Origin of the sequence: Ensifer sp. PDNC004 (genome assembly GCF_016919405.1) — a bacterium.
In the GTDB taxonomy this organism is placed as follows: domain Bacteria; phylum Pseudomonadota; class Alphaproteobacteria; order Rhizobiales; family Rhizobiaceae; genus Ensifer.
Window position 1 is genome coordinate 267,597 of the sequence record NZ_CP070354.1, and the last position, 23,186, is coordinate 290,782.

20 protein-coding genes are annotated in these 23,186 nt (G+C 63.0%); 16 read left to right on the top strand and 4 right to left on the bottom strand.

Features of this window, described 5'->3' with window-relative positions; genetic code table 11:
- The first annotated feature begins 22 nt into the window (after window positions 1–22).
- Both JVX98_RS29600 and JVX98_RS29605 read left to right on the top strand, forming a co-directional pair.
- Window positions 23–1,531, top strand: coding sequence for an amidohydrolase family protein (locus JVX98_RS29600; RefSeq protein WP_205239971.1), 1,509 nt, complete (start codon window positions 23–25; stop codon window positions 1,529–1,531).
- A 208-nt stretch (window positions 1,532–1,739) separates the two neighbouring features.
- Window positions 1,740–2,114 (top strand): cupin domain-containing protein, encoded by a 375-nt coding sequence (locus JVX98_RS29605; RefSeq protein WP_245281576.1) that lies wholly within the window; start codon window positions 1,740–1,742, stop codon window positions 2,112–2,114.
- Between the two features lie 16 nt (window positions 2,115–2,130).
- On the opposite strand, the gene JVX98_RS29610 is transcribed toward JVX98_RS29605, so the two are convergent.
- On the bottom strand, window positions 2,131–3,540 hold the full coding sequence (locus JVX98_RS29610) for a PLP-dependent aminotransferase family protein (RefSeq protein WP_205239972.1): 1,410 nt from the start codon (window positions 3,538–3,540) through the stop codon (window positions 2,131–2,133).
- A 113-nt stretch (window positions 3,541–3,653) separates the two neighbouring features.
- On the opposite strand from JVX98_RS29610, the gene JVX98_RS29615 reads away from it, so the two are divergent.
- From JVX98_RS29615 to JVX98_RS29665, 11 genes are all read left to right on the top strand, one after another.
- Window positions 3,654–4,493 carry an SDR family NAD(P)-dependent oxidoreductase gene (locus tag JVX98_RS29615; protein ID WP_205239973.1) on the top strand — a complete coding sequence of 280 codons (840 nt, stop codon included), beginning with the start codon at window positions 3,654–3,656 and terminating at the stop codon, window positions 4,491–4,493.
- A gap of 68 nt (window positions 4,494–4,561) precedes the next feature.
- The gene (locus tag JVX98_RS29620) at window positions 4,562–5,581 is read left to right on the top strand and encodes a BMP family ABC transporter substrate-binding protein (RefSeq protein ID WP_192449145.1); all 1,020 of its coding nucleotides are present in this window, start codon (window positions 4,562–4,564) and stop codon (window positions 5,579–5,581) included.
- A gap of 19 nt (window positions 5,582–5,600) precedes the next feature.
- A complete protein-coding gene (locus JVX98_RS29625) occupies window positions 5,601–7,106 on the top strand; it encodes an ABC transporter ATP-binding protein (RefSeq protein WP_205239974.1) in 1,506 nt (501 codons plus the stop codon).
- 29 nt (window positions 7,107–7,135) lie between these two features.
- Window positions 7,136–8,128 (top strand): ABC transporter permease, encoded by a 993-nt coding sequence (locus JVX98_RS29630; protein ID WP_246765126.1) that lies wholly within the window; start codon window positions 7,136–7,138, stop codon window positions 8,126–8,128.
- A gap of 3 nt (window positions 8,129–8,131) precedes the next feature.
- Window positions 8,132–9,028, top strand: a complete 897-nt coding sequence (locus tag JVX98_RS29635; RefSeq protein WP_192449148.1) for an ABC transporter permease — start codon at window positions 8,132–8,134, stop codon at window positions 9,026–9,028.
- A 10-nt stretch (window positions 9,029–9,038) separates the two neighbouring features.
- On the top strand, window positions 9,039–10,247 hold the full coding sequence (locus JVX98_RS29640; RefSeq protein WP_205239976.1) for a Tm-1-like ATP-binding domain-containing protein: 1,209 nt from the start codon (window positions 9,039–9,041) through the stop codon (window positions 10,245–10,247).
- A gap of 1 nt (window position 10,248) precedes the next feature.
- Window positions 10,249–11,082, top strand: a complete 834-nt coding sequence (locus tag JVX98_RS29645) for a phosphoenolpyruvate hydrolase family protein (RefSeq protein WP_192449150.1) — start codon at window positions 10,249–10,251, stop codon at window positions 11,080–11,082.
- Window positions 11,083–11,091: 9 nt separating this feature from the next.
- On the top strand, window positions 11,092–11,529 hold the full coding sequence (locus tag JVX98_RS29650) for an SRPBCC family protein (RefSeq protein ID WP_043612350.1): 438 nt from the start codon (window positions 11,092–11,094) through the stop codon (window positions 11,527–11,529).
- 423 nt (window positions 11,530–11,952) lie between these two features.
- Entirely contained in the window at window positions 11,953–14,133 is a 2,181-nt protein-coding gene (locus JVX98_RS29655) for an OmpA family protein (protein WP_205239977.1), read from the top strand.
- Window positions 14,134–14,492: 359 nt separating this feature from the next.
- Window positions 14,493–15,521, top strand: a complete 1,029-nt coding sequence (locus tag JVX98_RS29660; RefSeq protein ID WP_205239978.1) for a four-carbon acid sugar kinase family protein — start codon at window positions 14,493–14,495, stop codon at window positions 15,519–15,521.
- Between the two features lie 3 nt (window positions 15,522–15,524).
- The gene (locus JVX98_RS29665) at window positions 15,525–16,226 is read left to right on the top strand and encodes a FadR/GntR family transcriptional regulator (RefSeq protein WP_043612357.1); all 702 of its coding nucleotides are present in this window, start codon (window positions 15,525–15,527) and stop codon (window positions 16,224–16,226) included.
- A gap of 59 nt (window positions 16,227–16,285) precedes the next feature.
- Here JVX98_RS29665 and JVX98_RS29670 read toward each other — a convergent pair whose 3' ends face one another.
- Genes JVX98_RS29670 through JVX98_RS29680 form a run of 3 tightly spaced genes read right to left on the bottom strand, consistent with a single transcriptional unit; the run spans window position 16,286 to window position 19,558 of the window.
- Window positions 16,286–17,404, bottom strand: coding sequence for an iron-containing alcohol dehydrogenase (locus JVX98_RS29670; protein ID WP_205239979.1), 1,119 nt, complete (start codon window positions 17,402–17,404; stop codon window positions 16,286–16,288).
- Window positions 17,405–17,408: 4 nt separating this feature from the next.
- Window positions 17,409–18,365, bottom strand: coding sequence for a 4-hydroxythreonine-4-phosphate dehydrogenase PdxA (gene pdxA, locus JVX98_RS29675; RefSeq protein WP_205239980.1), 957 nt, complete (start codon window positions 18,363–18,365; stop codon window positions 17,409–17,411).
- Window positions 18,362–19,558 carry an exo-alpha-sialidase gene (locus JVX98_RS29680; RefSeq protein ID WP_205239981.1) on the bottom strand — a complete coding sequence of 399 codons (1,197 nt, stop codon included), beginning with the start codon at window positions 19,556–19,558 and terminating at the stop codon, window positions 18,362–18,364. The genes pdxA and JVX98_RS29680 overlap by 4 nt, the downstream gene beginning before the upstream one ends.
- Window positions 19,559–19,788: 230 nt before the next feature.
- Here JVX98_RS29680 and JVX98_RS29685 point away from each other — a divergent pair, with 230 nt between their 5' ends.
- From JVX98_RS29685 to JVX98_RS29695, 3 genes are all read left to right on the top strand, one after another.
- Window positions 19,789–20,658 (top strand): DMT family transporter, encoded by an 870-nt coding sequence (locus JVX98_RS29685; RefSeq protein WP_205239982.1) that lies wholly within the window; start codon window positions 19,789–19,791, stop codon window positions 20,656–20,658.
- 56 nt (window positions 20,659–20,714) lie between these two features.
- A complete protein-coding gene (locus JVX98_RS29690) occupies window positions 20,715–22,184 on the top strand; it encodes an ABC transporter substrate-binding protein (RefSeq protein WP_371826604.1) in 1,470 nt (489 codons plus the stop codon).
- 87 nt (window positions 22,185–22,271) lie between these two features.
- On the top strand, window positions 22,272–23,186 hold the full coding sequence (locus JVX98_RS29695) for an ABC transporter permease (RefSeq protein WP_205240074.1): 915 nt from the start codon (window positions 22,272–22,274) through the stop codon (window positions 23,184–23,186).

A 23,186-nucleotide genomic window follows, 5' to 3' on the forward strand; every position in this document is an offset into this window, starting at 1 on the left:
CAGTCATTTCCGGGACGTAGTCATGCGCGAAATTCTCATCCGCAATGCGACACTTGTTGCAATGGACGGTGCTCGCGGCGCCACCCCGTTTGCCGCCGACATCCTGATCGAAGGCTCCGAGATCAAATCCATCGGGTCGGGGCTTGCAGCTAGGCCCGACGCTCAAATCATCGATGGGCGTGGCAGGCTAGTAATGCCAGGTCTGGTCAATGCCCATACGCATTCCAGCGAGACATTCCTGCGGGGGCGCTATGAGCGCATGCCGCTCGAAGTCTGGCTGCTCTATGCCTATCCCCTATTGATGAATGACCCGATCGGCGAGCGCTTGCTGTACCTGCGCAGCCTGCTCTTGGCGATGGGATCTCTGCGCAACGGCGTCACGACGCTTTGCGACGACTTTTTCGATCCGCCGCGTCACGACCTCGACCGGCTCGCCACCGTCTTTCGCGCCTATGACGATGCCGGCATCCGCGCCAATGTCTCCAGCGCGGCGATGAATGTGCATACGCTCGATGCGCTGCCATTTGCGCGGGAGGTCATGCCCTCGGCGCTGCAGGAGCTGCTTGATTTCGGCCCGCCGATGTCGGCTGAAACCTATGCGGATTATTGCCGAGCGGCCTTTTCCAGCCTGCATGGCATGTCTGGTCGCCTGCGGTTCATGATCGCCCCGTCGGCGCCGCAGCGCTGCACACCGGATCTCATGGCCGCCTGCATGGACCTGGCGGTGGACAAACACGTGCCGTTCCACACGCATATCCTCGAGACCAAGACGCAGGCGGTAACGGGGCTCGTTCGACACGGCAAGTCGCTGATCGCCTACATGCACGACCTTGGGCTTCTAAAGCGCAATACGACCATCGCACACTCGGTATGGGTGAGCGACGACGACATCGAGCTCATGGGGCAGGCGGGCGTCTCCATCGCTCATAATGCCGTCTCGAACCTGAAGCTTGGCGCCGGCATCGCGCCGATCCGCCGCCTGCTCGATGCCGGCGTCACTGTTGGCCTCGGCACCGATGGCGTTTCGTCGAACGATACATCGCGCATCTTCGACGTCATGCGCGTCGCCGGTCTCGTACATAGTGCTGCCGGTCCCGACTATGAGAGATGGCTGAAGGCGGACGAGATTCTCGCCATGGCGACCATCGGCGGCGCGAAAACGGCGATGCTGGAGCAGGTGACCGGCTCCCTCGAAGTCGGCAAATCGGCTGATCTCCTGGTCCTGAACACGCGCAACTATCCCTTCCAGCCTCTCAATGATATCGCCAAGCACCTTGTCTATTCGGAAAATGGATCCTCGATCGAGACGGTCATGGTTGCCGGACGGGTTGTGATGCAGGACGGTCGTTTGACCACGGTGGATGAACAGGCCGTGCTCGATGAGATTTCCGAGCTCGTACCGGCCTATCTTGCCGAACATGCCGAGCTTGAGCGCCGCAATGCGATCTTCGAACCCGCCATGGCACAAATCCATCGCATGGCGACCGGGATGGATCTCCCGCTCAACCGATACCAGGGCGATATGGTGTGAACTAAACTGGCGCAGCACACGATATCGGCCAAGAACACCGATCGTCCGCCAGCGCATTTTGGCCGCATGAGGCCAAAGGGGTCCGGCAGGGCCGTCTGCGCCGAAATTTGCGACACCATATGGCCCCTGGACCACTTTATAAAAAGTGGTCCTTGTCGATCCAGGTGTTCCCCGTTCTGTTCAGTCCGCAACAAGAAGGAGGAATGCCGTGGTTGTCGACAAAGGCGGGATCGTATTTGCAAACGGTCAGGGAGAATTCTGGACGGATGAACGGTGCTACATCACCGAACTGCACAATTGCGACGCGTCGCCCGAGGCGTCGCTTGCCGTCGCCCGGGTGGAGGTCGGGGTTACCACGCAACTGCACAGCCTCACCGGTGTGATCGAGCGCTACGTTCTTCGCCAGGGCGAGGGCATTCTCGAGGTCGATGGGGTCAAGCAGAAGCTGCGCGTCGGCGATCAGGCGGTGATACCGGCCGGTGCGGCGCAACGTATCGAAAACACAGGCTCGGTCGACCTGGAGTTCTATTGCCTGTGCACGCCGCGCTTTTTCCCGGATTCCTACGTGAACCTGGAACAATAACGAAGCGTTGCGGCGCCTAGCCGGCGGATTTTCCGCCTGCCAGGCTGCAGATGGTTTCGATTGCGAACTGCATGGTTTGCAGCGGGCGGACAAAGGGCAGGCGTATGACGTCGCCGAAATTTTCCCGCGCGGAATAGCCGGGTCCGGCAGACAGGAACAGGCGGTGGCGTTGTGCTTCCTGGCACAAGGCCACCGCATCGACGCCGGGCATGTGGATCCACATCGCAGTCCCTCCCGAGGGACGCGACCAATGCCAGTGGCCCGGCGCATGATCGGCGATGATCCTTTCCGCCGCCTCCAGATGCTCGGAAATCTCGCGGTGACGATAGACCCGCGCCTCGCGAATGTTTTCGAGCAGGCCGACGGCCAGGTGCTGATCGAACATCGAGCAGCCGAGATCGTTGACCGCCTTGAAGCTCGCCAAACGCTTCACGACCGGCGGCGCGGCACGGATCCAGCCGATGCGCAGGCCGCCCCAGAACAGCTTCGAAAGCGTGCCGATGGTTGCGACAAGCTCCGGGTTGGCTTGTCCCGCCACAGGGCGCGGTGTTCGTCCGGCGATGGTCGAAAGCTCGTTCTGCGCGCCGTCCTCGATCAGAAACGTCGGATAGCGCTCGAGGAGGTCGAGGAGCTCACGCCGGCTCTGATCGCTGAGCGAACGACCGGTCGGATTGTGCGCCTCGGGAAAGAGATAAAGCAGCCTCGGGCGGTTCTTGAGCGCCTTCTCCAATTTGCCGATATCAAGGCCCTCGTCGGTCACCGCGATCGGAACGATCCGCGCGTTGCGGCGGCGGAAGGCTTCGAGCGAACCGCGATAGACAGGGTCTTCGACCACCACCGCGTCCGACGCATCCACCATTGCATTGGCGAGCAACCAGACGGCCTGCTGCGCGCCGCTGGTAATCAGGATGTTGTCCGGATGCGTCGGCAACCCAAGGTCCGCGTAATAGCGCGCGATGGCCCAGCGCAGCGCCGGCAGGCCGGAGGCGTCGTAGCCGAGGCCTGCTGCCACACTGGCAAGGTCCGCCCCTTTCAACGCCGCCAGCATTTCGGTCAGGATGGGTGACGGCTGCAGGGCGCCGCTCGTCATGTCGATGTCCTGCGGCAGCGCCCGGATCTCGCCGGCCAGGCGCGTGTGCGCAGCTCCTGACGGCGCCGCGGCCGCGACGATGCGGTGGCCGCTGCCATGGCGGCTGTCCAGCACCCCGGCGTCCCGCAGCGAGCCGTAGGCCGCCACGACCGTCCCGCGGCTGACCGCAAGCGCCGTCGCCAGCGCCCGTTCCGACGGCAAGACACCGCCGACGGGCAACTCCCTTGCCGTAATCAATCTGCCGATCGAAAGGCTGAGCTGCTCGCTGACCTTGCCGTCTGGGGTTCGCCAGTTGCCGATAAGCCGGCCGATGCGGGCGGGAGAAATCCTGTTCATGTGTGATCCACTTCTCGACAAGTGGACTTTGTCAGATCCCCGTGACTGGAGCAACGTGGTTCCCGGAGAACAGAGAGGAAGAGTTTCCAAGCGGAGGCTCGAAGGGAGGATATATGGGTTCCTTTGCCACGAGGGGCGAGCATGCCCCGTTGGCCGTGAGGCAGGTTGCACCGACGCGCTCGCATGCAAACAAGCGCTACCTGGTGCTTGGCGGCGCCGGCGGCGCCGGCAAGGCGGCTGCAGGATTGCTCGTTGCCGAGGGTGCCTCGGTCGTCATCGGCGATGTCCGTGCGCAAGCGCTGGAAGAGGCGATTGCCAGCCTCGATCATGACCGCAAGGCACTGTCCGGCGTTGTCGTCGACCTGGCCGATGCAGGCTCGATCGCAGCTGCGATCAAGGAAGCCGAAGCGCGCCTCGGTGCAATCGACGGGCTGGTAAACTGCGCGGCGATCGTTTGCCATGTCGATCCGCTCGAAACGCCGTGGAGCGATTGGGAGCGCATCTTCTCCATCAACGTCTACGGCGCGTTCGAGGCAGCCAGGCTCGTTTCCAAGGCAATGATTGCCAAGGGCATCAAGGGCGCGATCGTCAATGTCGCTTCGGAGGCCGGCAAGAAAGGCCATACGCAGTCGCTGGCCTACAGCGCCAGCAAGGCGGCCATGATCAATTTCACCCGGGTTCTGTCCGAAGTGCTTGCGCCGCAGGACATCAACGTCAACTGCGTCTGCCCCGGCGGTATGGCGACGGACATGTTGCGTGAGGTTGCTGTCGCCTATGGCGACCTGGTCAAGCAGGCGCCCGACGAGGTCTTCAAGCAGCTCGTCAGCTCGCAGTTGCGTCGTCATATCGACCCGGTGGAAGTGGCGCGGACGATTTCGTTCCTGCTCAGCGACGACGCGATCATCATTCGCGGTCAGGCGATCAACGCCGACGGTGGCGACACGCCGTACTGATCGGTGCGTCGGCGAACCGGCGTCCGCAGCGTTCCACCATCGCGACACACTTGCTCATGGAGTCCAAGATGACGACTACCAGCAAATTCCTGCATATCTGCCTCGGTTCCTTGCTCGCCGTTGCGGCGACGACAGCGTCCGCCAGGGCCGACGACACGTCCTATGTCCTGGTGACACCGAGCCGCATCGGCGTGAACAAGTTCCTCGGCCTCGGCAAGACGGGGATCGAAAAGGCCGCCGAGGCTCAAGGGGCGAAAGCGCGCATATTCGAGGGCACGGATCCGTCGACCCGCCGCCAGAACGTTCAGGCCGCCATAGACATGGGCGCCCCGATCGTCACGGTCATGGGCTTCGAGTTCGGCGACATCATTGCCGATCTGGCACCGGAAAACCCGGAAACGAAGTTCGTAATCATCGACACCTGCATTCCGGAAGCACCGGAGAATGTCTATTGCGCGGTGTTCCGCGAACAGGAAATCGCCTATCTCGCCGGGGCCGAAGCTGCCCTGACGTCACAGAGCAAGACGGTGGCCGTGATCGGTGCGCTCGATATTCCGTTCCTGCATCGCTACACGGATTCCTACGAACTCGGCGCTAAGGCTGCCAACCCCGACATCAACGTGCTGCCGACGGCGTGGATCGGCGGAGACAATCCCTTCCAGGATCCGGTGCGGGCACAGACCCAGGCGGTCCTGCAGCTCTCTAACGGAGCAGACCGCATCTACGCGGTCGCGGCCGGCAGCAACGGCGGCGTGTTCAAGGCGGTGGCGGAAAAGCCGGGAGCGATGGCGATCGGCCTCGACGTCAACCAATGCGGCGATGCGCCCGGCGCGATACTCGACAGCACGCTCAAACGCGTGGACGTCGTTCTTCCCGCAACCATCGACGGCATCCTGAAAGGCACGGCTAAGCCTGTCGAGAGCTTCGGTCTGGCGGAAGGCGGGCTCGAACTCGTTGCCATGTCCGAGGACCTGGCCGCGTCCGGCTGCATGATCGCCAAGGCGCCTGATGTCATCGGCAAGCTGACCGAGATCCAGGCAAAGATCGTGTCGGGCGCCATCACCGTGCCTGACCCCATGGCCCAATAGCGGTCCGGGAGCTGAAGCAATGACCTTGCTCCAGATGAAGGGCATCTCGAAGCGATTTGGCAGTCTCGTTGCCAATGACGGGATCGACCTTTCGGTCAAAAGCGGTGAAATCCATGCCTTGATGGGAGAAAACGGGGCCGGAAAATCGACCCTGATGAATATCCTGTATGGTTTGCTCAAGCCGGATGCCGGCGAGATCCGGATCGATGGCAAGGCGATGGACTTCGCAAGCCCGCTCGGTGCCATCGCTGCCGGTGTCGGCATGGTCCACCAGACGTTCAGGCAGTTTCCCGACCTGACCGTCTGGGAGAACCTGGTGTTCCAGAACGAACCGGGACAGGGGCCGTTTGTTTCCGCAGCTGCCGCGCGCGATGTCGTGCGGCAGCTCGGGGAAAAACACGGCCTGGAGATTAATCCCGACAGCCGCGTGCGGGATCTGGCGGTGGGCATTCGCCAGCGTCTCGAGATCCTGAAGGCGCTTTCGCGCCAGGCAAAGGTACTGATACTCGACGAGCCGACGGCGGTGCTTACGCCGCAGGAGCGCGACAGTCTCTTTGTGGCGATGCGCCATCTGGCAAGCCAGGGCATGGCTCTCATCCTGGTGACGCACAAGATCCCCGAGGTCATTGCCGTCACCGACGAGATCACGGTCATGCGTGACGGGAGGGTCTCGGGCGCGTTGACGACCCGGCAGACCAACGAGGCGGAGATCATCCGCGCGATGGTGGGGCGCAACGTGCCACCGACGGTCGCCGCCAAGGTCACGCCGACCGCACAGCCGATGCTCTCTGTCCGGAACCTGTCGGTGCGAAAGGGCGGCGTAGCCGTGGTAAACGACGTCACATTCGATGTGCGGCCGGGCGAAATCGTCGGGATCGCCGGCGTTTCGGGAAACGGGCAGCCGCAGTTGATTTCGGCCGTAACCGGGCTTGAGGATTCGACCGGCGAGGTCGTCATCGCAGGGCGGAACGTTTCGGGGCTTTCGATCGCCGAACGCCGCGCCGTCGGCATTTCATACGTGCCGGAAGATCGTCACCTGACGGGCACGGCACCGGCCGCTTCGATCGCCGAAAACATTGCCTTCGGCACGCATAGAACGGCCGCGGTGTCGAGCTACGGGTTTTTGAAGAAGCAGGCGATCCGCGCGCAGGCCCGCAAGCTCATCGAACAATTCAAGGTGAAGGCAGCCTCGGAAGACGTGCCGATCGGATCGCTGTCGGGCGGCAACATGCAGAAGGTCGTCATCGCGCGCGAAATCGAGCACGGGTCGCCGCTGATCGTCATCGAAGAGCCGACACGGGGCGTGGACGTCGGGGCGATCGAATTCATCCACAAGACCCTGATCGCCGAACGGGACAAGGGCCGGGCCATTCTGGTGGTCTCGTCCGACCTCACCGAGCTGCTGGCGCTCTCAGACCGGATTCTCGTGATGTTTGAAGGCCGTATCGACGCCAGCCTCAGTGGGAAAGACATGAACGAAGACACCATTGGGAGATGGATGATGGGGGGAGCGGCAGGGGCATGACAGGAGTTGGTCTCGAGACGAAATCTCGATTGACGGCAATCTTGCTGTCCATCGCGGTCGCCGTCGTGCTTGGGGGGCTCGTGGTGCTTTCGACCGGCGCCAATCCCCTCTCGGTCTATCAGGAAATCGTCCAGGGTGCGCTTCTGGGGCGCGGCCTGGGTGAGACGCTCAGCCGCTCGGTCCCGTTGATCGGCATGGGTCTTGCAGCCGCAATTGCCTTTCGCGCCGGCCTCATCAATCTTGGCGGCGACGGGCAGATGCTGGTGGGCGGGCTCGCGGCCGCGTTCGTTGCACTCTATGTTCCGGCACCAGGGGCCGTGCGGGCCGTGCTCGCCTTGACGGCCGCCATTTGTGCGGGCGGGCTTTATGCCTGGATCGCGGCAGTACTTCAGCTTGGCCTCGCCATCCCGTTTCTGATCACGAGCCTGCTGCTCAGCTACATCGCACGCGGCGTCACATCCTATCTGGTACGCTACCCGTTGCGCGATCCCTCGACGGGCATGCCGGAAACCTATCGCGTCGCCTCTGCGGCGCGCCTCCCAAGCAGCATTTTCGATCTGCCGGTCAGCGTCGGAATGTTGATCATGGCCGCGGTTGCGATTGCCGTCATCGTCAACGACAAACATGGCGTCAACGGCTTCGAGTGGCGAATGACTGGGCTTAATCCGCGTTTCGCCGGGTACTCGGGCACGAACCTGCCGCGGCAGACGCAGCGGGTGGCCTTCCTGAGCGGCGCTCTTGCCGGTCTGGTTGGGGCGCTGTTGATCCTCGGGCAGCAGTACCGGTTCACCGACGGGGCCTTGCTTGCGCCGGGCTATACCTGGTCGGGGCTGATGGCTGCGGTTCTTGCGATGGCAAACCCGATCGCGACGGTCGTCACCGCGGCGTTCTTCGCGGCGCTGCAGGTGGGGGGCTTCGCCATGGAACGGGCGCTCGGTCTTCCGGCTGTCCTCACATGGGTTCTGCAGGCGCTGATCATTCTGTGCCTCGCTGCACGTCCCGTGTTCTTCAAGAGGCGATAGACCATGCTCAACATGCTTCTTTCGCAGGTCCTCGATCTGATGACGCCGGTGCTTCTGGCGGCGATGGCCGGAACATTGTGCGAGCGCGCAGGCGTCTTCAACATCGCGCTTGAGGGCAAGATGCTGGTCGGCGCTTTCGCCGCGGTCGCGGCGAGCGTTGCCTTCGGCTCGCCGATGGTTGCGGTTCTGTTCGCCGTCGTCTGCACCGCGGTCTTCGCGTTCCCCCTTGCGCTCGGCGGCGCCCGCTTCGGCGGCGATCCGATCGTAATCGGCATCGGGCTGAACCTGCTTGCCGCAGGGCTGACAACCTATCTTCTGAGCGCGCTTTTCGGCGTTACCGGCACACTGGTCGATCCCGCGGTGATCGCCTTGCCGCGCTTCGGCATCGGTGCTCTTGCCGGGATTCCCGTCCTCGGCGCCATCGCCGATGGGCACAATCTGCTGGTCTATCTCTCATGGCTGCTCGTGCTCGTCCTCAACGTCTACCTGTTTCGCACGCGATGGGGCCTGCGCTTGCGGGGGATCGGTGAAGTGCCGTCTGCAGCAGCGGCGATGGGCGCGAATGTGAACCGTTATCAGACGGCGATCGTGCTTCTCGCGGGCGCTCTGTGCGGTCTGGCGGGTGCGCAGCTGGCGCTCGGCTCGGTCGCCCTATTTGCCGAAAACATGACGGCCGGTCGCGGTTGGATCGCGGTGGTTGCCGTCATGCTTGGGCGCGCCCATCCGCTCGGCATCGCGCTCGCCTGTTTCGGTTTCGGTCTCGCAGACGCGATCGGCCTCCGGCTGCAGGGCCAGGGCTTGCCGAACCAGATCACCGATATCGCGCCCTACGCGATCACCCTGTTGGCGATGATCGGCCTCGGCCTGCGCGGGGCGATGAGAAAGATAAGAAATACCTGAGGAGGAATGAATGAGTATAGCCAAGACGATTTATGTAGCGGGCACTTTCGACACCAAGGGTGACGAGCTGCGCTACGTGGCGGAGCTGATCAGGGCGCAATCGATGCCTGCGGTTCTGGTGGATCTTTCTACCGCCAAGCCTTCGGCGGATGCCGATATCGACGCGAGAGAGGTAGCCGGTTTCCATCCGGGCGGTGTCGCAGCCGTCTTTACCGGGGATCGCGGCAGCGCCGTTTCCGCCATGGGGGTGGCGTTCGAACGGTTCATCCTGTCGCGTGACGACGTCGGCGGCATCATAGGCCTTGGCGGATCCGGAGGAACCGCGGTCGTCACCCAGGCCATGCGCGCCCTGCCGGTCGGAACGCCGCGGGTGATGGTCTCGACGGTGGCGGCCGGAAACGTCAGCGCCTATGTCGGTCCGAACGACATCGCGATGGTGAATTCGATCACGGATATCGCCGGCCTCAACCGGATCTCGCGAACCGTCCTTGCCAATGCCGCCAATTCCATCGCCGGAATGGTGCGCAACCGGCGGGAAGCCGAGCAGGACGACCGGCCGGCGCTTGGCCTGACGATGTTCGGCGTCACCACCCCTTGCGTCACCCAGGTCGTCGAGCAGCTGCGCGACCGGTACGAATGCCTGGTGTTCCACGCGACCGGCATCGGCGGGCAGTCGATGGAGAAGCTTGCTTCGTCCGGCTATCTCGCAGGCGTTCTCGACATCACCACCACTGAGGTGTGCGATCTGCTGTTTGACGGCATCTTGCCGGCGACCGAAGAGCGGTTCGGCTTCCTTGCCCAATCGGACCTTCCTTATGTCGGATCCTGCGGCGCCCTCGACATGGTGAACTTCGCCGGCCTCGAGACGGTTCCGGAGAAGTATCGCCACCGCAATCTCTATGTGCACAACCCGCAGATCACGCTGATGCGCACGACGGTCGACGATAATGTCGCGATGGGCAAATGGATCGGCGAGCGCCTGAACCGCAGCATCGGTCCGGTTCGCTTCCTTCTGCCGATGGGCGGGGTGTCGCTGCTCGATGCACCGGGCCAGCCTTTCCACGACCCGGAGGCAGACGAGGCCCTGTTCACCGCCATCGAAAATACGGTTGAGCAGACCGACGAGCGTCGCGTCCTGCGCGTGCCGTACGCGATCAATGCGCCCGAATTCAGTTCCGAAATCCTTCGTCATTTCAACGAAATCAGTAGAGGCAGTTAGTATGAAGTTTGAAAGACGCCAGTTGCTGGACAAATTTCGCCAGCAGATCAAAGCGAAGATCCCGATCATCGGCGGCGGCGCTGGCACCGGCCTTTCGGCCAAATGCGAGGAAGCCGGCGGCATCGACCTCATCGTCATCTACAACTCCGGCCGCTACCGCATGGCCGGACGAGGGTCGCTTGCCGGCCTCCTTGCCTATGGCAACGCCAACGAGATCGTGCTCGACATGGCACGCGAGGTGTTGCCCGTGGTCAAGCACACGCCGGTTCTTGCCGGCGTGAACGGCACGGATCCGTTCTGCAATTTCGATTTCTTCCTGGACCAGCTGAAGGCCGTCGGTTTCGCCGGCATTCAGAATTTTCCGACCGTGGGTCTCATCGACGGCACCTTCCGGGCCAATCTCGAAGAGACGGGCATGGGTTACGCCCTGGAGGTCGACCTCGTTCGCCTGGCGCGCAGCAAAGACATGCTGACCACGCCCTATGTGTTTTCGGCCAACGATGCCCGGGCCATGACGGAGGCGGGGGCAGACATCGTCGTCGCCCATATGGGGCTGACGACCGGCGGCGCGATTGGCGCTGACACCGCGCTGACGCTTGAGGCCTGTGTCGATGAGGTCAACGCGATCGCGGCTGCGGCCCGAAGCGTCAATCCCGACATTATCGTCCTGTGCCATGGCGGCCCGATCGCCGAGCCGGAGGATGCCCGCTACATCCTCGAGCGGTGCCCGGGTTGCCACGGGTTTTATGGCGCATCCAGCATGGAGCGTCTTCCGGTCGAAAAGGCCCTCGTCGCCCAGACGCAGGCCTTCAAGAAACTTGTCATCCAGCACTAGGAGGGAAATGTGGCAAAGGCATATGCAAGCGCAGTGATCGATGCGCCGATTGAAACCGTCTGGAAGATCGTTCGCGACTTCAACGGCCTGGCGACCTGGCACCCGGCCATCGCCAGCAGTGAAATCGAAGAGGGACGAGGCAGTGCCGAAGTCGGTTGCGTGCGCTCCTTCTATCTTCAGGATGGAGCCCATGTTCGCGAGCAGCTCCTTGCCCTCAGCGATAGCGAGCATTCGCTCTCCTACAGCTTCGTGAAACCGGCCTTTCCGGTGACGAACTATGTTGCGGGGATCAGGCTGCTTCCGATCACCGACGGCAACCGCACCTTTGTCGAATGGACCGCCGTTTTCGACGAGGCACCGGAGGATGCCGGAAAGTACGTGGAGATCATCTCTACGCATGTCTTTGCAGCCGGCTGGTCGGCGCTCCGGGCGAAGCTCGCCGGGTAGACATGTTCGTTTGGCGGGTGGCGCGAACGTTTCGCCACCCGCCAAATGCCTACGACTGTAACGGCCACCGGACGACGGCGCGCGACAACACGGCCGACCCAATGATATTCTGGGTGGGCGGCAGCTCAAGCGGATCGCCACGACCTCCGCCTGCATGATCGGTGACAGCCGCCCGCACACCTGGCCGACAACGCCTCACTTTTGCCTCTTCGATCCCTGGGAATGACCGTCCGAACCTGCAGTCAGCAGTTTCGCAACGGGTCTATCACGCGGAACCGTTCGCGCGCTGCTGCGTTGGGACTAGCCTTTGACGAACACAAAAGTCGAAGGCGTGGGTGATGGCCCTCTTGTGCTGCCACGTAACGCGCGCCGTTCGTACGGCGCCGACGGGCGCCGGGGCCTCCCAGTAGAGGAGTGAAAGTCATGTCGATTCCTTCCAAACTTTTCGCAACGGTCGCCCTTCCAGTCTTCGCCGCATCACTCGTGATTCAGCCGGCGCTGGCCGAGAGCCTGAGGGCGCCGTTCCAGGTCGCGCAGGAAGGGGTCGATCAGCAGTCGCCCGAGGACTTGCTGCTGCTCAAGAAGCGCAAGAAGCAGCAGGCCGCCGAGGAAGGGCAGGCAGAACAGCAGCAACCGCAGGCCGAGGAGCCGCAGCGCCAGACAGAAGAGCCGTCTCGCAAGAAGCGCAAACAGCAGGCTGAAGAACAGCAGCCCGGCGCCGAGGAAAGCGCACCGCGACAGGCGGACCAGCAACAGGCGCCTGAACGCAAGAAGCGAAAGCAACAGGTCGAAGAGCAGCAGCCTGGCGCTGAGGACGTGGCACCGCGGCAGGCCGAGGAGCAACGGGCGCCCGAGCGAAAGAAGCGCAAGCAGCAGGCCGAAGAACAGCAACCCGCCATCGAGGAAGGCGCTCCGCGGCAGGCCGAGGAACAACAGGCACCTGAGCGCAAGAAGCGCAAGCAACAGGCCGGAGAGCAGCAGCCTGGCGCCGAGGAAGTGGCACCGCGGCAGGCTGAGGAGCAACAGGCCCCTGAACGCAAGAAGCGCAAGCAGCAGGCGGAAGGACATCAGCCTGCCATGGAGGAGAGCACTCCGCAGAACACTGGGGAGGAGCAGGTCCCAGTGCCCAAGAAACGCAAGCAGCAAGCTGAAGGTCAGCGGCCGGACGAGCAGAAGGCGCTCGAACAGCGTGCCGCACCGTCCACGGAACAGCCGGCGCCACAGACCGGCGAGAGTGAGCAGCAGCCGGTTCCAGGGTCTAAACAGCCCGCGACTGCCGAGCAGCGTCAGGGTGAGGAGCCTCAGGGCAAGCCTGCACCTGTCGTCGTCGACAAGCGCACGAAGGCTGAGAAGGGCAAGATCGCTGAGGACCCGGCGGCGACCGACGAAACCGTCGTGCTTCCGGTCGATAACGGTGCCGCCGTGCTTGACAGCGACAAGGATGCCGACAAGTCGGGTGGCGACCGGGCGCGCGAGGCTCGACGCAAGCAGCGCGAAGAGCTGCGCACCGAGCAAAAGACCGTAGCGCCGCCGACGGATGACGCCGCCGCCCAGGCCGAAATCCCGGCCGAGGTTCGGCAGGCGGCCCCGCAGAGGATCGAGGCGGCGATCAAGGAGGAGGGCCGGCGCGTCGAAGCGGCGCCTGCCTTTGCGGTTCCGGACACGACGAACATCATCAACAACACCGTCATCAACAATACGGTGATCAACAACAGGACCGTCAACAACACCAGGAACAAGGATGTGAACGAGGTGCACGTGGTCGAGAGGCTCGACGATCGTGTCGTCCTTGGCGTTGGCGACCAGATCTTCGTGCGTGGCGACGATCGCCCGCGCCTGCGCCACGATGCGCAGGAAGCGTACTACGACGACCTTCCGCGCGGCCGTGTGCGTGAAACGATCGTGCGCCCGGGAGGCTACCGGATTGTCACCGTCTATGACCGCTATGGTGACGTCTTGCAGCGCTCGCGTGTCGACGGCGACGGCAACGAGTATGTGCTGATGTACGCGCCGGATTACCAGGACGAACGGCGCCCGGCGATCGTCGACGTCGGTTATGACCTGCCGCCGATGCGCCTGACGATCCCGGTCGACGACTACGTCGTCGACTATTCGCAGGAACCGGATCGGGACTACTACGCGTTCCTGTCCGAACCGCCGGTCGAGCGCGTGGAGCGCGTCTATACGATCGACGAGGTCCGCAATTCGGCCCGCCTCCGTGACAAGGTCCGGCGCATCGATCTCGACACGATCCATTTCGATACGGGAAGCGCCGAAGTGTCGATGTCACAGGCAAAGACGCTCCGAACGGTCGCGGACGCCATGCAGAAGGTGCTCGGCAAGGATCCCGGCGAAACCTTCTTCATCGAAGGGCACACGGACGCTGTCGGTTCTGACCGGACGAACCTCGTTCTCTCCGACGAGCGCGCCGAATCTGTCGCGGTTCTCCTTACGGAAGTCTACGGCATCCCGGCGGAAAACCTGGTGACGCAAGGCTATGGCGAGCGCTTCCTGAAGATCGGCACGCAGGAGCCTGAGGAAGAGAACCGCCGGGTGACCATCCGCCGCGTCACGCCACTGGTGCGCCCGGTCGCGCAGCGATAGTGCGCGCGACATTCAGCCAACGGCGCTCGCGTCGGCGCAGGGAGGCTCAATATTGTTCGACCCGATGATGTGGCGAACCTGACGGTCATCCTGCGTGGCACGCTTAGCCGTGCGACTGGTGAAAACGTCTGAGGAACGGGCATCCAGGCGTCGCCTGTTCGACCGTTCCTTTTCCTCTTCGAAGAGAAACTTGCTGGCGCGCTTCCTGACGATCGGCACGCGGGAGCCCGAGGACGAAAACAGGTGTCTCGCTCCCGCCGCGGAAAGCGCGCATGATTTGTAATTTAATTTCGAAAAATATTGACATTTCAACATAAACTGGACATTTAAAGATAACAACAAATCGTCTGGATTTTGAGATGCTCGTCATTGTCGCTGATGATCTGACCGGCGCTCTGGATGCCGCAGCGCCCTTTGCCGCGAGGGGCTTTTATGTCGAAGTCGCCTTGGCACCCGAGGCGATTGATGATGTCCTGAAAACGGGGCCGGACGTGGTTTCGGTCAATCTCGGATCGCGAGAGCTCAGCCCCGCATTGGCCAGGCAACGAACCGTTGCCACGCTCGCCGCGCTGCCTTCCGGTTCGCGCATCTTCAAGAAGGTCGACTCCCGTCTCAAGGGCAACATCGTTGCCGAACTCGACGCGATGTCTTTCGGGTCAGCGCTCGTGGCGCCCGCCATTCCAGCCTTCGGTCGGGTCGTCATGTCTGGGAGCGTACAAGGCTTCGGGGTCGATACGCCCATTTCGATTGCCGAGAAGCTCGGCTCGCATGCGACCAAGGCCGTGATCCCGGATGTCTCCACCGAGGCGGAAATGCGCGCCCTACTTCAGGATGCGGAAAGAAGCGGCACGGATCTGCTGATTGGTGCGCGTGGTCTGGCCGAGGCGCTTGCCGAGCGGATGAGTGGCGGTCAACAAGGGCGGGCTGCCGAGGTGTCGGCCGGCCCGGCCTTGTTCGTCATCGGGTCTCGTGATCCGATTACCCTTGCCCAGATCGACACGCTTCGCGACGGCCTTGCCCTATCCTATTTGCCCGCGCCCAACGGCCGGCTTTCGGTCGCAGGCGACACCGGCGGCGCAATCACGCTTGTTCAGGCGGTGCCGGGCGACGGGGAGGTGACGCCGGAGGCCGTTTCCGAGGCGCTGGCCGAAAGCGTTTGTCCGGGCCTTGTCGAACGGGCGGGCACACTGCTTCTGTCCGGCGGCGCAACCGCCGAGGCGGTATTGAAGAGGATGGGCATCCAGCGTTTTCGCCTGCTGGGCGAATGCCTGCCCGGCCTGGGCTTGGCTGAGGTCGACGGACGTTGCATCATCGCCAAGTCTGGCGGATTCGGTGCGCCGGGCACGCTTAAGGAAATCGCGGAGGCTGTCCTCCGCAAGATGGGATGACGGATGGGACTGGAGAACGGAACAGCACGCAAGAGCCTCGGCGATCTCGTCTTTGAGCGTATGCACCGCGCGATCAAGTCCGGCGCCTACAAGCCGGACGAGCGCTTGCCGACCGAGCACGAGCTGGCAAGCGAGTTCGAGGTTTCGCGTCCGATCATCCGCGAAGCGCTGCGCCGACTGCGCGAGCAGGGCTTCATCTATTCGCGCCGCGGTGCCGGCAGCTTCGTTCGTGCCGTCGGCATGCGTGAGCCGCTGGGCTTCGGCCAGCTTGAGAACGTTGCCGATCTCCTGAACTGCTACGAGTTCCGTCTGACGGTCGAGCCGGCGGCGGCCGCCGCCGCCGCGGAGCGTCACGACGCGGCCGGCTTGGCCGCCATCCGCCAGGCGCTGGAACTGATGCGGGACGCCACCAACCGGCAATCGCACCGGGAGGATGCCGACTTCCAGTTCCATCTTGCGATCGCGCGCGCCGCCCAGAACAGCTATTTCTTCACGGCGATGGAAGCGCTCAAGGACCACATCGCCGTCGGCATGCGGTTTCACGGCGCCTCGGTCAAACGGGAGACGACCGGGCTGACGCGCGTTTTCGGTGAGCACGAAGCGATCGCGGAAGCGATTGCCGCGCGTGAAGGCGCAAAGGCGAGGCAACTCATGCATGACCACCTTGCCGGATCCCGCGAACGCCTGTTCCAGGCGACCAAGTAATCGATAAAACGAAAACCCCGGCAGACGCCGGGGTTTTGTTTTTTGCATTGGTCTATTGCTCAGAAGGCTGCGTTGTAGACGGCAAGCACGTCCTCCACGCTCATGTCGCTCGGATTGTTGTCCATCAGCCTTCGGTTGGCATGGGCCTCGCTTGCATAGAGCGGCAAATCGTCTGCACTTGCGCCGTGAGCGGCAAGCGACATCTCGATGCCGAGGTCACGGCAGAAGCCACGGGCAGCGCCCAGGAGTTCCCGGGAGGAGAGATTTTCGCCAAGACCCAGCGCCGTTGCGACTTCCGCCGTCTTGCCCGCCGCAACTGGTTGGTTGAAGGCGAGCACATGCGGAAAGATGATGGCGTTTGCCAGGCCATGGGGCAGGCGAAGCCGCGTGCCGAGCGGATAGGCGATCGCATGGCCCGCGGCTGTGTTGACCGGGCCAAGGCAGATGCCACCGTAGTAGGAAGCCAGCATCATCCCTTCTCGCGCCTCGGTATCTGATCCATCCCGGACGGCGCGAGCGAGATATTTGCCGACGAGCTTGAAGCCCATACGGGCAAAGCCGTCGATCATCGGATGGGCGCGGCGATTGGTGAAGGCTTCCACGCAATGGGCCATGGCATCGACGCCGGTCGCGGCGGTTACCGCTGACGGCACGGAATAGGTGAGTTCCGGATCGAGAACGGCGAAGTCGGCAATCATGTGCGGGCTTTCGACCGCGATCTTGTTTCCCTTCGCAGGATCGGTGATCAGCGAGCGGATCCCGGCCTCCGAGCCTGTGCCTGCCGTTGTTGCGACCTGGGCCAGGCGCGTGTTGCGGCCGAGAACCCGGTTCGGTCCGGCAACATCGGCAAGCGTCTGCTGAGAGTCCCAAAGCACGGCAACCAGCTTGGCAACGTCGAGCACCGATCCGCCCCCAAGGCCGACGATGAGGTCCGGCTTGTTTTGGCGCGCGAAGTCGAGTGCGGCATCGAGTGTGTCGACATCGGGTTCGCCTGGAATGGCGTCGAACACCGTGACGCGGCCGGAAAGCTTCAGGCGATCGACGAAGCCGGTGGTGATCGGCGTGGCGATGACGAGCACTGAACGGGCATCGGCCGCCCAGGCGCCGACCTCTGCGATCGTGCCGGCGCCGACGGCGAGGCGACGCGGCTGATGAAGGGTGATGGGAGCGATGGTCATGGTGTCATCCTCGCTTGGCGTCGCCTGCCACCAGCTTGCGGGCATAGGCGATGGCGGAGTTCATGTTGCCGTGGTTGGCGATCCCCTTGCCGGCGATGTCGAACGCCGTGCCGTGATCGACCGAGGTTCGGTCGATCGGCAGGTCCACCGAGACGTTTACGGCGGTGTCGAAGGCGACGAGCTTCACGGGGATGTGCCCCTGGTCGTGATACTGCGCGACCACGAGGTCGAAGGCGCCCGAATAGGCGCGATGGAACACCGTATCTGCGGAAATCGGTCCATAGGCATCGATGCCTTCCGCACGTGCTGCTGCAACAGCCGGCGCGATCTGCTCGTCGTCCTCGGTGCCGAACAGGCCGTTTTCGCCGCAATGGGGATTGATGCCGGCGACCGCGATTTTGGGTGCCGCATAACCGATGCGTTTCAAGTGAGCGTCGCCGGCGCGGATGGTGGCGAGCACCCGTTCGGTCGTCGAGCGCCGGATCGCCTCCTGCAACGCCACGTGGGTAGAAACGTGGATGACCTTGAGGCGTTCGGAGGCAAGCAGCATGTAAGCGGCCTTGGAGCCGGTGAGGCTGCGCAGCATTCCGGTGTGGCCGTCATAGTGATGACCGGCAAGGTTCAGTGCTTCCTTGTTGATGGGCGCCGTGACGATGCAGCCGATCACACCGGCTTCAGCATCGCGCACCGCCTTTTCGATGAAGCGAAAGGCCGCGTCGCCGGCGACGGGGCTCAACTGTCCCCAGGCAAGCGGAGCCCCCTCGATCGGCAGATCGACGACATGTCCGGCGAGATCGACCTCAAGGCCGAGAGCGGTCCGGGCCGCTTCGAGCGTGGCGAGATTGCCGTAGATCCGGACCGTGTCGCGCTCCTGCTGTGACATGTCGGCCAGCGCGCGCACCGAAATCTCGGGGCCGACGCCGCACGGGTCGCCCATGGTTATGCCGATGATGTTGCTCATGAAGGTCTCCGTTGGTCGGCGTGGTCCCAGCCAGGGGCTAGGCGGACATATTTGATGGCGCGCCGGTGGTAGGTGTAGGCAAGGTGCATGGTCCCGTCCGGCCCTTCGAGCAGCCAGGGATAGGACATCTCCTTGTTGCGGCCGTCGGTCGAGTCGTTGGAGAGGCAGGTGCCGGGGCCGTCCTCGATCAGCAGGCGCACGGCAAAGGTCTTGCCGCCATCTTCAGAGAGGCAGAGAGAGACTGGCGCGCGCCGGACACCCCAGATCGGCACGCAGCCGCCCGTGGAGTCGGCGTCCGGGCGGTTGTCGTCCTCGCCGAGTTCGTCATAGAGCGAGGCGCGTCGCTCGTCGGTGTCGGCCGCACTGACGGGATTGCAGATCATTGCGATCCGGCCGTCTTTCAGGCGCAGGGCGGCAATCGAGGAATTGTTGTTCGGGACGTCGCTTGCCTCCGGCGCGGACCAGGTTCTGCCTTCATCGAGGCTCTCCGTCCTGTAAACCCAGTCGGCCTGGCGCCGGCGGAAGAGGGCGGCGAGGCGACCCTCGCCGAGCGACACCGGCGACATGTGCACGCAGCCGGTGGAGTGAGCCAGCTCGTCCAACTGCCATGTCTCGCCCTGATCGAGGGAAATGCCAACGGCGGCGGTGTCATGGCTTCCGTTCCACTTCTGGCCCGGGCGCTGAACGCATCGGAAGATCGGCAACAGCCAGGCGCCATCACTTCGCGCCACGAGCGGCGCGCGGATGAAGCAACCGCGGGGAAGATCGAGATAGCGGCCTTCGGTGGTTGTCAGCGCGAGCGGGTCCGCCGGATCGCGACGGACTTCCGCCATCCGGATCCGGCACTCATCCTGATTGCCGGAGGGTTGGGAGGTGTGAAAGAGCCACAGCCTGCCGTCGGATGCGGTGAAGAGAACCGGGTTTTGTTCAGAATGCGCGGCATCGAAGCTCAGGCGCTGTGGCGGTCCCCATTGCGTTGCGTCCTTCGGCAGCACCGAGGCAAAGATGGAAATGTCGGACTTACCCTCGAGCGTGCCGCCGAACCAGGCGCAGGCGAGCGCGCCGTCTGAAAGCGGGTGCAGGAAGGCAGCATGGTTCTGGATCATCGGCGACGGCAACAGCGCTTCCACGCGCTCGGGCGCCACGGTTTGAAGCAGACCGTTCATGCTGCGGGCGATTTCTTCAGGGTCCATGAGTTCCTCCTGTCTGCCTCGAAAATCGCTCAATTTTCAAAGTTGTCAAGTTTGATAAAGTTACAAATCGGCATGAATTCTCTTTTCATCTTTCTTAACATGCTGATTTTATTTTTATATTTTTCGATGTGGCGTCATAATAAAATTTACATCACGAATTAATTTGACAAACTTTGGTGAAAGGTGGATGGTCTGGGCAAGCCGGCAAGAGGATGCCGGGAGGAGGTCTTATGCCGGAAGCCAGCTCGAAGGGGGCTAAGATGGCGGTCATGTTCGCGGTCGGCGCAGCGATCCTTGCTGCCGCCGACGCGGTGATCGTGCGGGCGCTGAACGGCGCTGTGCACCCCTTCGTCATTGGCTTCTTCCGCGCCTTCTTCGGTGCGGTCATCCTTCTGCCCTGGATTGCCCTGTGCCCATCGGTCTTGAGGTCGAGCCACCCCTTGCGTCAGCATGCGGTCCGTGCCGGCTTCAAGCTGCTCGCCATGGTCGCCTTTTTCGCTGCCTTCAGCTGGGGACCGCTTGCCGACGTGACCGCCATCGCCTTCACCTCGCCGATCTTCCTCTTGCTCGGTGCCGCACTGGCGCTGGGCGAAAGGCCTGGTCCGGCCATGATCGGTGCGGTGGTGCTCGGTTTTGGCGGCGCGATGCTGATCATCGGCCCCTCGGGAACCGGCTTCAGTCTCGCCATCCTTCTCGCGCTCACCGGCGCGGTGCTCCAGTCGACCATCCAGCTGATCCTGAAGTCCATGTCGAAGGGCGACAAGACCGCGACGCTGGTCGTCTGGAACCTCCTTTTGACCGTTCCGATCGCGCTTCTCTTCGCCTTGCCGTTCTGGACCATGCCGGGGACGAGGGAGGTGACGCTTCTGGCGCTGCAGGGCGTCGTCGGAACGGCCTGCATGGGCATGATGACCCATGCCTTTTCGCTCGCGCCCGCCACGATCGTCGCGCCGGTCGATTTTTTGCGCCTGCCGCTCGTGGCGCTCGGCGGCTTCGCGCTTTTTGGTGAAGACATCGCCCTCACCACCCTTTGCGGCGGCGGGCTCATCGGTTGTGCGGCGCTGATCGCCGCGCGATCCGGAAAAGCAACATCCAGCTGAACGAATTTCACTAGGGAGGAAATGCCGTGAAGAAACTATTCGTCTTGAGTGCGCTCATGTTGAGTTCGGCCCTGTCGCCCGCATTCGCGGGGTCTGGCCCCATCAAGATCGTGCTGGCCGAGGAGGCCGACCTGCTAGAACCCTGCATGGCCACGCGCTCGAACATCGGCCGCGTCATCATGCAGAACGTCAGCGAAACGCTGACCGAACTCGACGTTCGCGGCGACAAGGGCGTCATGCCGCGCCTGGCCGAAAAATGGGAGCAGAACGAAGACAGCAGCTGGCGCTTTCACCTGCGCAAGGGCGTCAAGTTCTCCGACGGCACGACCTTTGACGCCAAGGACGTCAAGCACAGCTTCGATCGCATCATGAGCGACAAGAACACCTGTGAATCGCGCCGTTACTTCGGCGGCATCACGGTGACCCCGACGGTCGTCGACGACTACACGATCGATTTCAAGGCCGATCCGGTTCAGCCCATCCTGCCATTGCTGATGTCTCTCGTCACGATCGTGCCGGAGGAAACCCCGCTTGAGTTCGTGCGCGAACCGGTCGGCACCGGTCCGTACAAGCTGACCAACTGGACCCCGGGCCAGCAAATCGTGCTGACCAGCCGTGACGACTATTGGGGCGCAAAGCCGGAAGTGACGGAAGCCACCTATCTGTTCCGCGCCGACCCGTCGGTGCGCGCGGCCATGGTGCAGACCGGTGAAGCCGACCTTTCGCCGTCGATTTCGCAGCTCGACGCCACAAATCCGGCAACGGACTTTTCCTACCTCGACAGCGAAACCGTCTACCTGCGCATCGATCACAACATACAGCCGCTGAACGACGTTCGTGTCCGCCGTGCGCTCAACATCGCCATCGACCGCCAGGCCTTCCTCGGCACCCTGGTTCCCGAAAGCGCGCTGCTTGCCACCGCGATCGTGCCACCGCCGACGCTTGGCTGGAACCCCGACGTCAAGGTCTTCCCCTACGATCCGGAAGGCGCCAAGAAGCTGCTTGAGGAAGCCAAGGCCGATGGCGTCAAGGTCGACACGCCCATCACCATCATCGCCCGTTCGGCGAACTTTCCGAACGTGACCGAGATCATGGAAGCCATTCAGGCGCAGCTTGAGGAAGTGGGCTTCAAGGTCGAGCTGAAATTCGTCGAGGTCGCCGAGCACGAGCAGTACTACTCAAAGCCCTTCAAGGAAGGTCGTGGTCCGCAGATCGTTGCCGCCATGCACGACAATTCCAAGGGCGATCCGTCGTTCTCGATGTTCTTCAAATACGCAACCGAAGGCACCCAGTCCGGCTTCTCCGATCCGAAGGTCGACGACCTGATCAAGCGTGCGTCGGCTGCCGTCGGTGACGAGCGCGCCAAGCTCTGGTCGGAGCTGATCGCCTATCTGCACGACGACGTGGTTGCCGACGTCCTGCTCTTCCACATGGTAGGCTTCTCCCGCGTATCCGAGCGGCTCGATTTCAAGCCGACGATGGCGACCAACGGGACCCTGCAGCTCTCGGAGATCAAGATCAAGTAATCTGCCCTGGCGAACGACAGGTTCGCCAGTCACAACAGCAATCAAGGCGGTGGGATGATCCCGCCGCCGGATTTCTTCGAGGGCGCCATGCTGAAATTCGTTCGAAAACGCGCCGTGGCCAGTCTGATCTCGCTCGTCGGGCTGCTCGTCATGGTCTTCTTCCTGTCGCGGTTGACGGGTGATCCGGCCGCCTTGTTCCTGCCGGTCGAGGCCTCCGCAGAGATGAAGGCGCAATTCCGCGAGCTGCACGGCTTGAACGATCCCATGCTGGTGCAGTTCGGACGCTATGTCGGCGACGTCGTCACCGGCGACTTCGGCGAATCCCTGCGCAAGGCTCGCCCTGCCTTGGATGTTGTGCTGGAGGCCTTTACCTGGACGCTCTGGCTTGCCGTCATCACCATGACGCTGGTCGCCGGCGCTGCGATCGTCGTCGGCTCGCTTGCCGCCTTCCGCGCCGGCGGCTTCTTCGATCGGCTCTCCTCGCTGATCTCGCTGGTGGGCGCTTCCGTTCCCGATTTCTGGATCGCCATCGTCGCGATCGTCGTCTTTTCGGTCAACCTCGCCTGGCTGCCGACGTCAGGCACGGGGTCGCTGCTGCATTGGATCCTGCCGATCTCGGTTCTGTTCATCCGCCCTTTCGGCATCATCGTACAGGTGGTGCGCGGCTCGATGATCGGGGCGCTTTCTTCGGCGTATGTGAAGACGGCGCGCGCCAAGGGCGTCAAATCCGGGCCGATCATCTTCGTGCATGCGCTGCGTAACGCCATGCTGCCGGTCATCACCGTTATCGGCGACCAGGCCGCGAGCCTTCTGAACGGCGCGGTGATCGTCGAAACCATCTTCGGCTTTCCGGGTGTCGGCAAGCTGATGATCGATTCCATCCTGCAGCGCGATTTCAACGTCGTGCTTGCCGCCATCCTCGTCACGGCGCTGGCGATCTTCGTCATGAACCTGCTGATCGATCTGGCTTACGCGCTGCTCGATCCGCGCATCCGGCATTGA

What these genes read in the sequence shown, in the direction of transcription:
- JVX98_RS29600 (WP_205239971.1), top strand. Translation starts at nt 23, where the DNA reads ATGCGCGAAATTCTCATCCGCAATGCGACACTTGTTGCAATGGACGGT.
- JVX98_RS29610 (WP_205239972.1), bottom strand. Translation starts at nt 3,540, where the DNA reads ATGAACAGGATTTCTCCCGCCCGCATCGGCCGGCTTATCGGCAACTGG.
- JVX98_RS29615 (WP_205239973.1), top strand. Translation starts at nt 3,654, where the DNA reads ATGGGTTCCTTTGCCACGAGGGGCGAGCATGCCCCGTTGGCCGTGAGG.
- JVX98_RS29620 (WP_192449145.1), top strand. Translation starts at nt 4,562, where the DNA reads ATGACGACTACCAGCAAATTCCTGCATATCTGCCTCGGTTCCTTGCTC.
- JVX98_RS29625 (WP_205239974.1), top strand. Translation starts at nt 5,601, where the DNA reads ATGACCTTGCTCCAGATGAAGGGCATCTCGAAGCGATTTGGCAGTCTC.
- JVX98_RS29635 (WP_192449148.1), top strand. Translation starts at nt 8,132, where the DNA reads ATGCTCAACATGCTTCTTTCGCAGGTCCTCGATCTGATGACGCCGGTG.
- JVX98_RS29640 (WP_205239976.1), top strand. Translation starts at nt 9,039, where the DNA reads ATGAGTATAGCCAAGACGATTTATGTAGCGGGCACTTTCGACACCAAG.
- JVX98_RS29645 (WP_192449150.1), top strand. Translation starts at nt 10,249, where the DNA reads ATGAAGTTTGAAAGACGCCAGTTGCTGGACAAATTTCGCCAGCAGATC.
- JVX98_RS29655 (WP_205239977.1), top strand. Translation starts at nt 11,953, where the DNA reads ATGTCGATTCCTTCCAAACTTTTCGCAACGGTCGCCCTTCCAGTCTTC.
- JVX98_RS29660 (WP_205239978.1), top strand. Translation starts at nt 14,493, where the DNA reads ATGCTCGTCATTGTCGCTGATGATCTGACCGGCGCTCTGGATGCCGCA.
- JVX98_RS29665 (WP_043612357.1), top strand. Translation starts at nt 15,525, where the DNA reads ATGGGACTGGAGAACGGAACAGCACGCAAGAGCCTCGGCGATCTCGTC.
- JVX98_RS29670 (WP_205239979.1), bottom strand. Translation starts at nt 17,404, where the DNA reads ATGACCATCGCTCCCATCACCCTTCATCAGCCGCGTCGCCTCGCCGTC.
- pdxA (WP_205239980.1), bottom strand. Translation starts at nt 18,365, where the DNA reads ATGAGCAACATCATCGGCATAACCATGGGCGACCCGTGCGGCGTCGGC.
- JVX98_RS29680 (WP_205239981.1), bottom strand. Translation starts at nt 19,558, where the DNA reads ATGGACCCTGAAGAAATCGCCCGCAGCATGAACGGTCTGCTTCAAACC.
- JVX98_RS29685 (WP_205239982.1), top strand. Translation starts at nt 19,789, where the DNA reads ATGCCGGAAGCCAGCTCGAAGGGGGCTAAGATGGCGGTCATGTTCGCG.
- JVX98_RS29690 (WP_371826604.1), top strand. Translation starts at nt 20,715, where the DNA reads ATGTTGAGTTCGGCCCTGTCGCCCGCATTCGCGGGGTCTGGCCCCATC.
- JVX98_RS29695 (WP_205240074.1), top strand. Translation starts at nt 22,272, where the DNA reads ATGCTGAAATTCGTTCGAAAACGCGCCGTGGCCAGTCTGATCTCGCTC.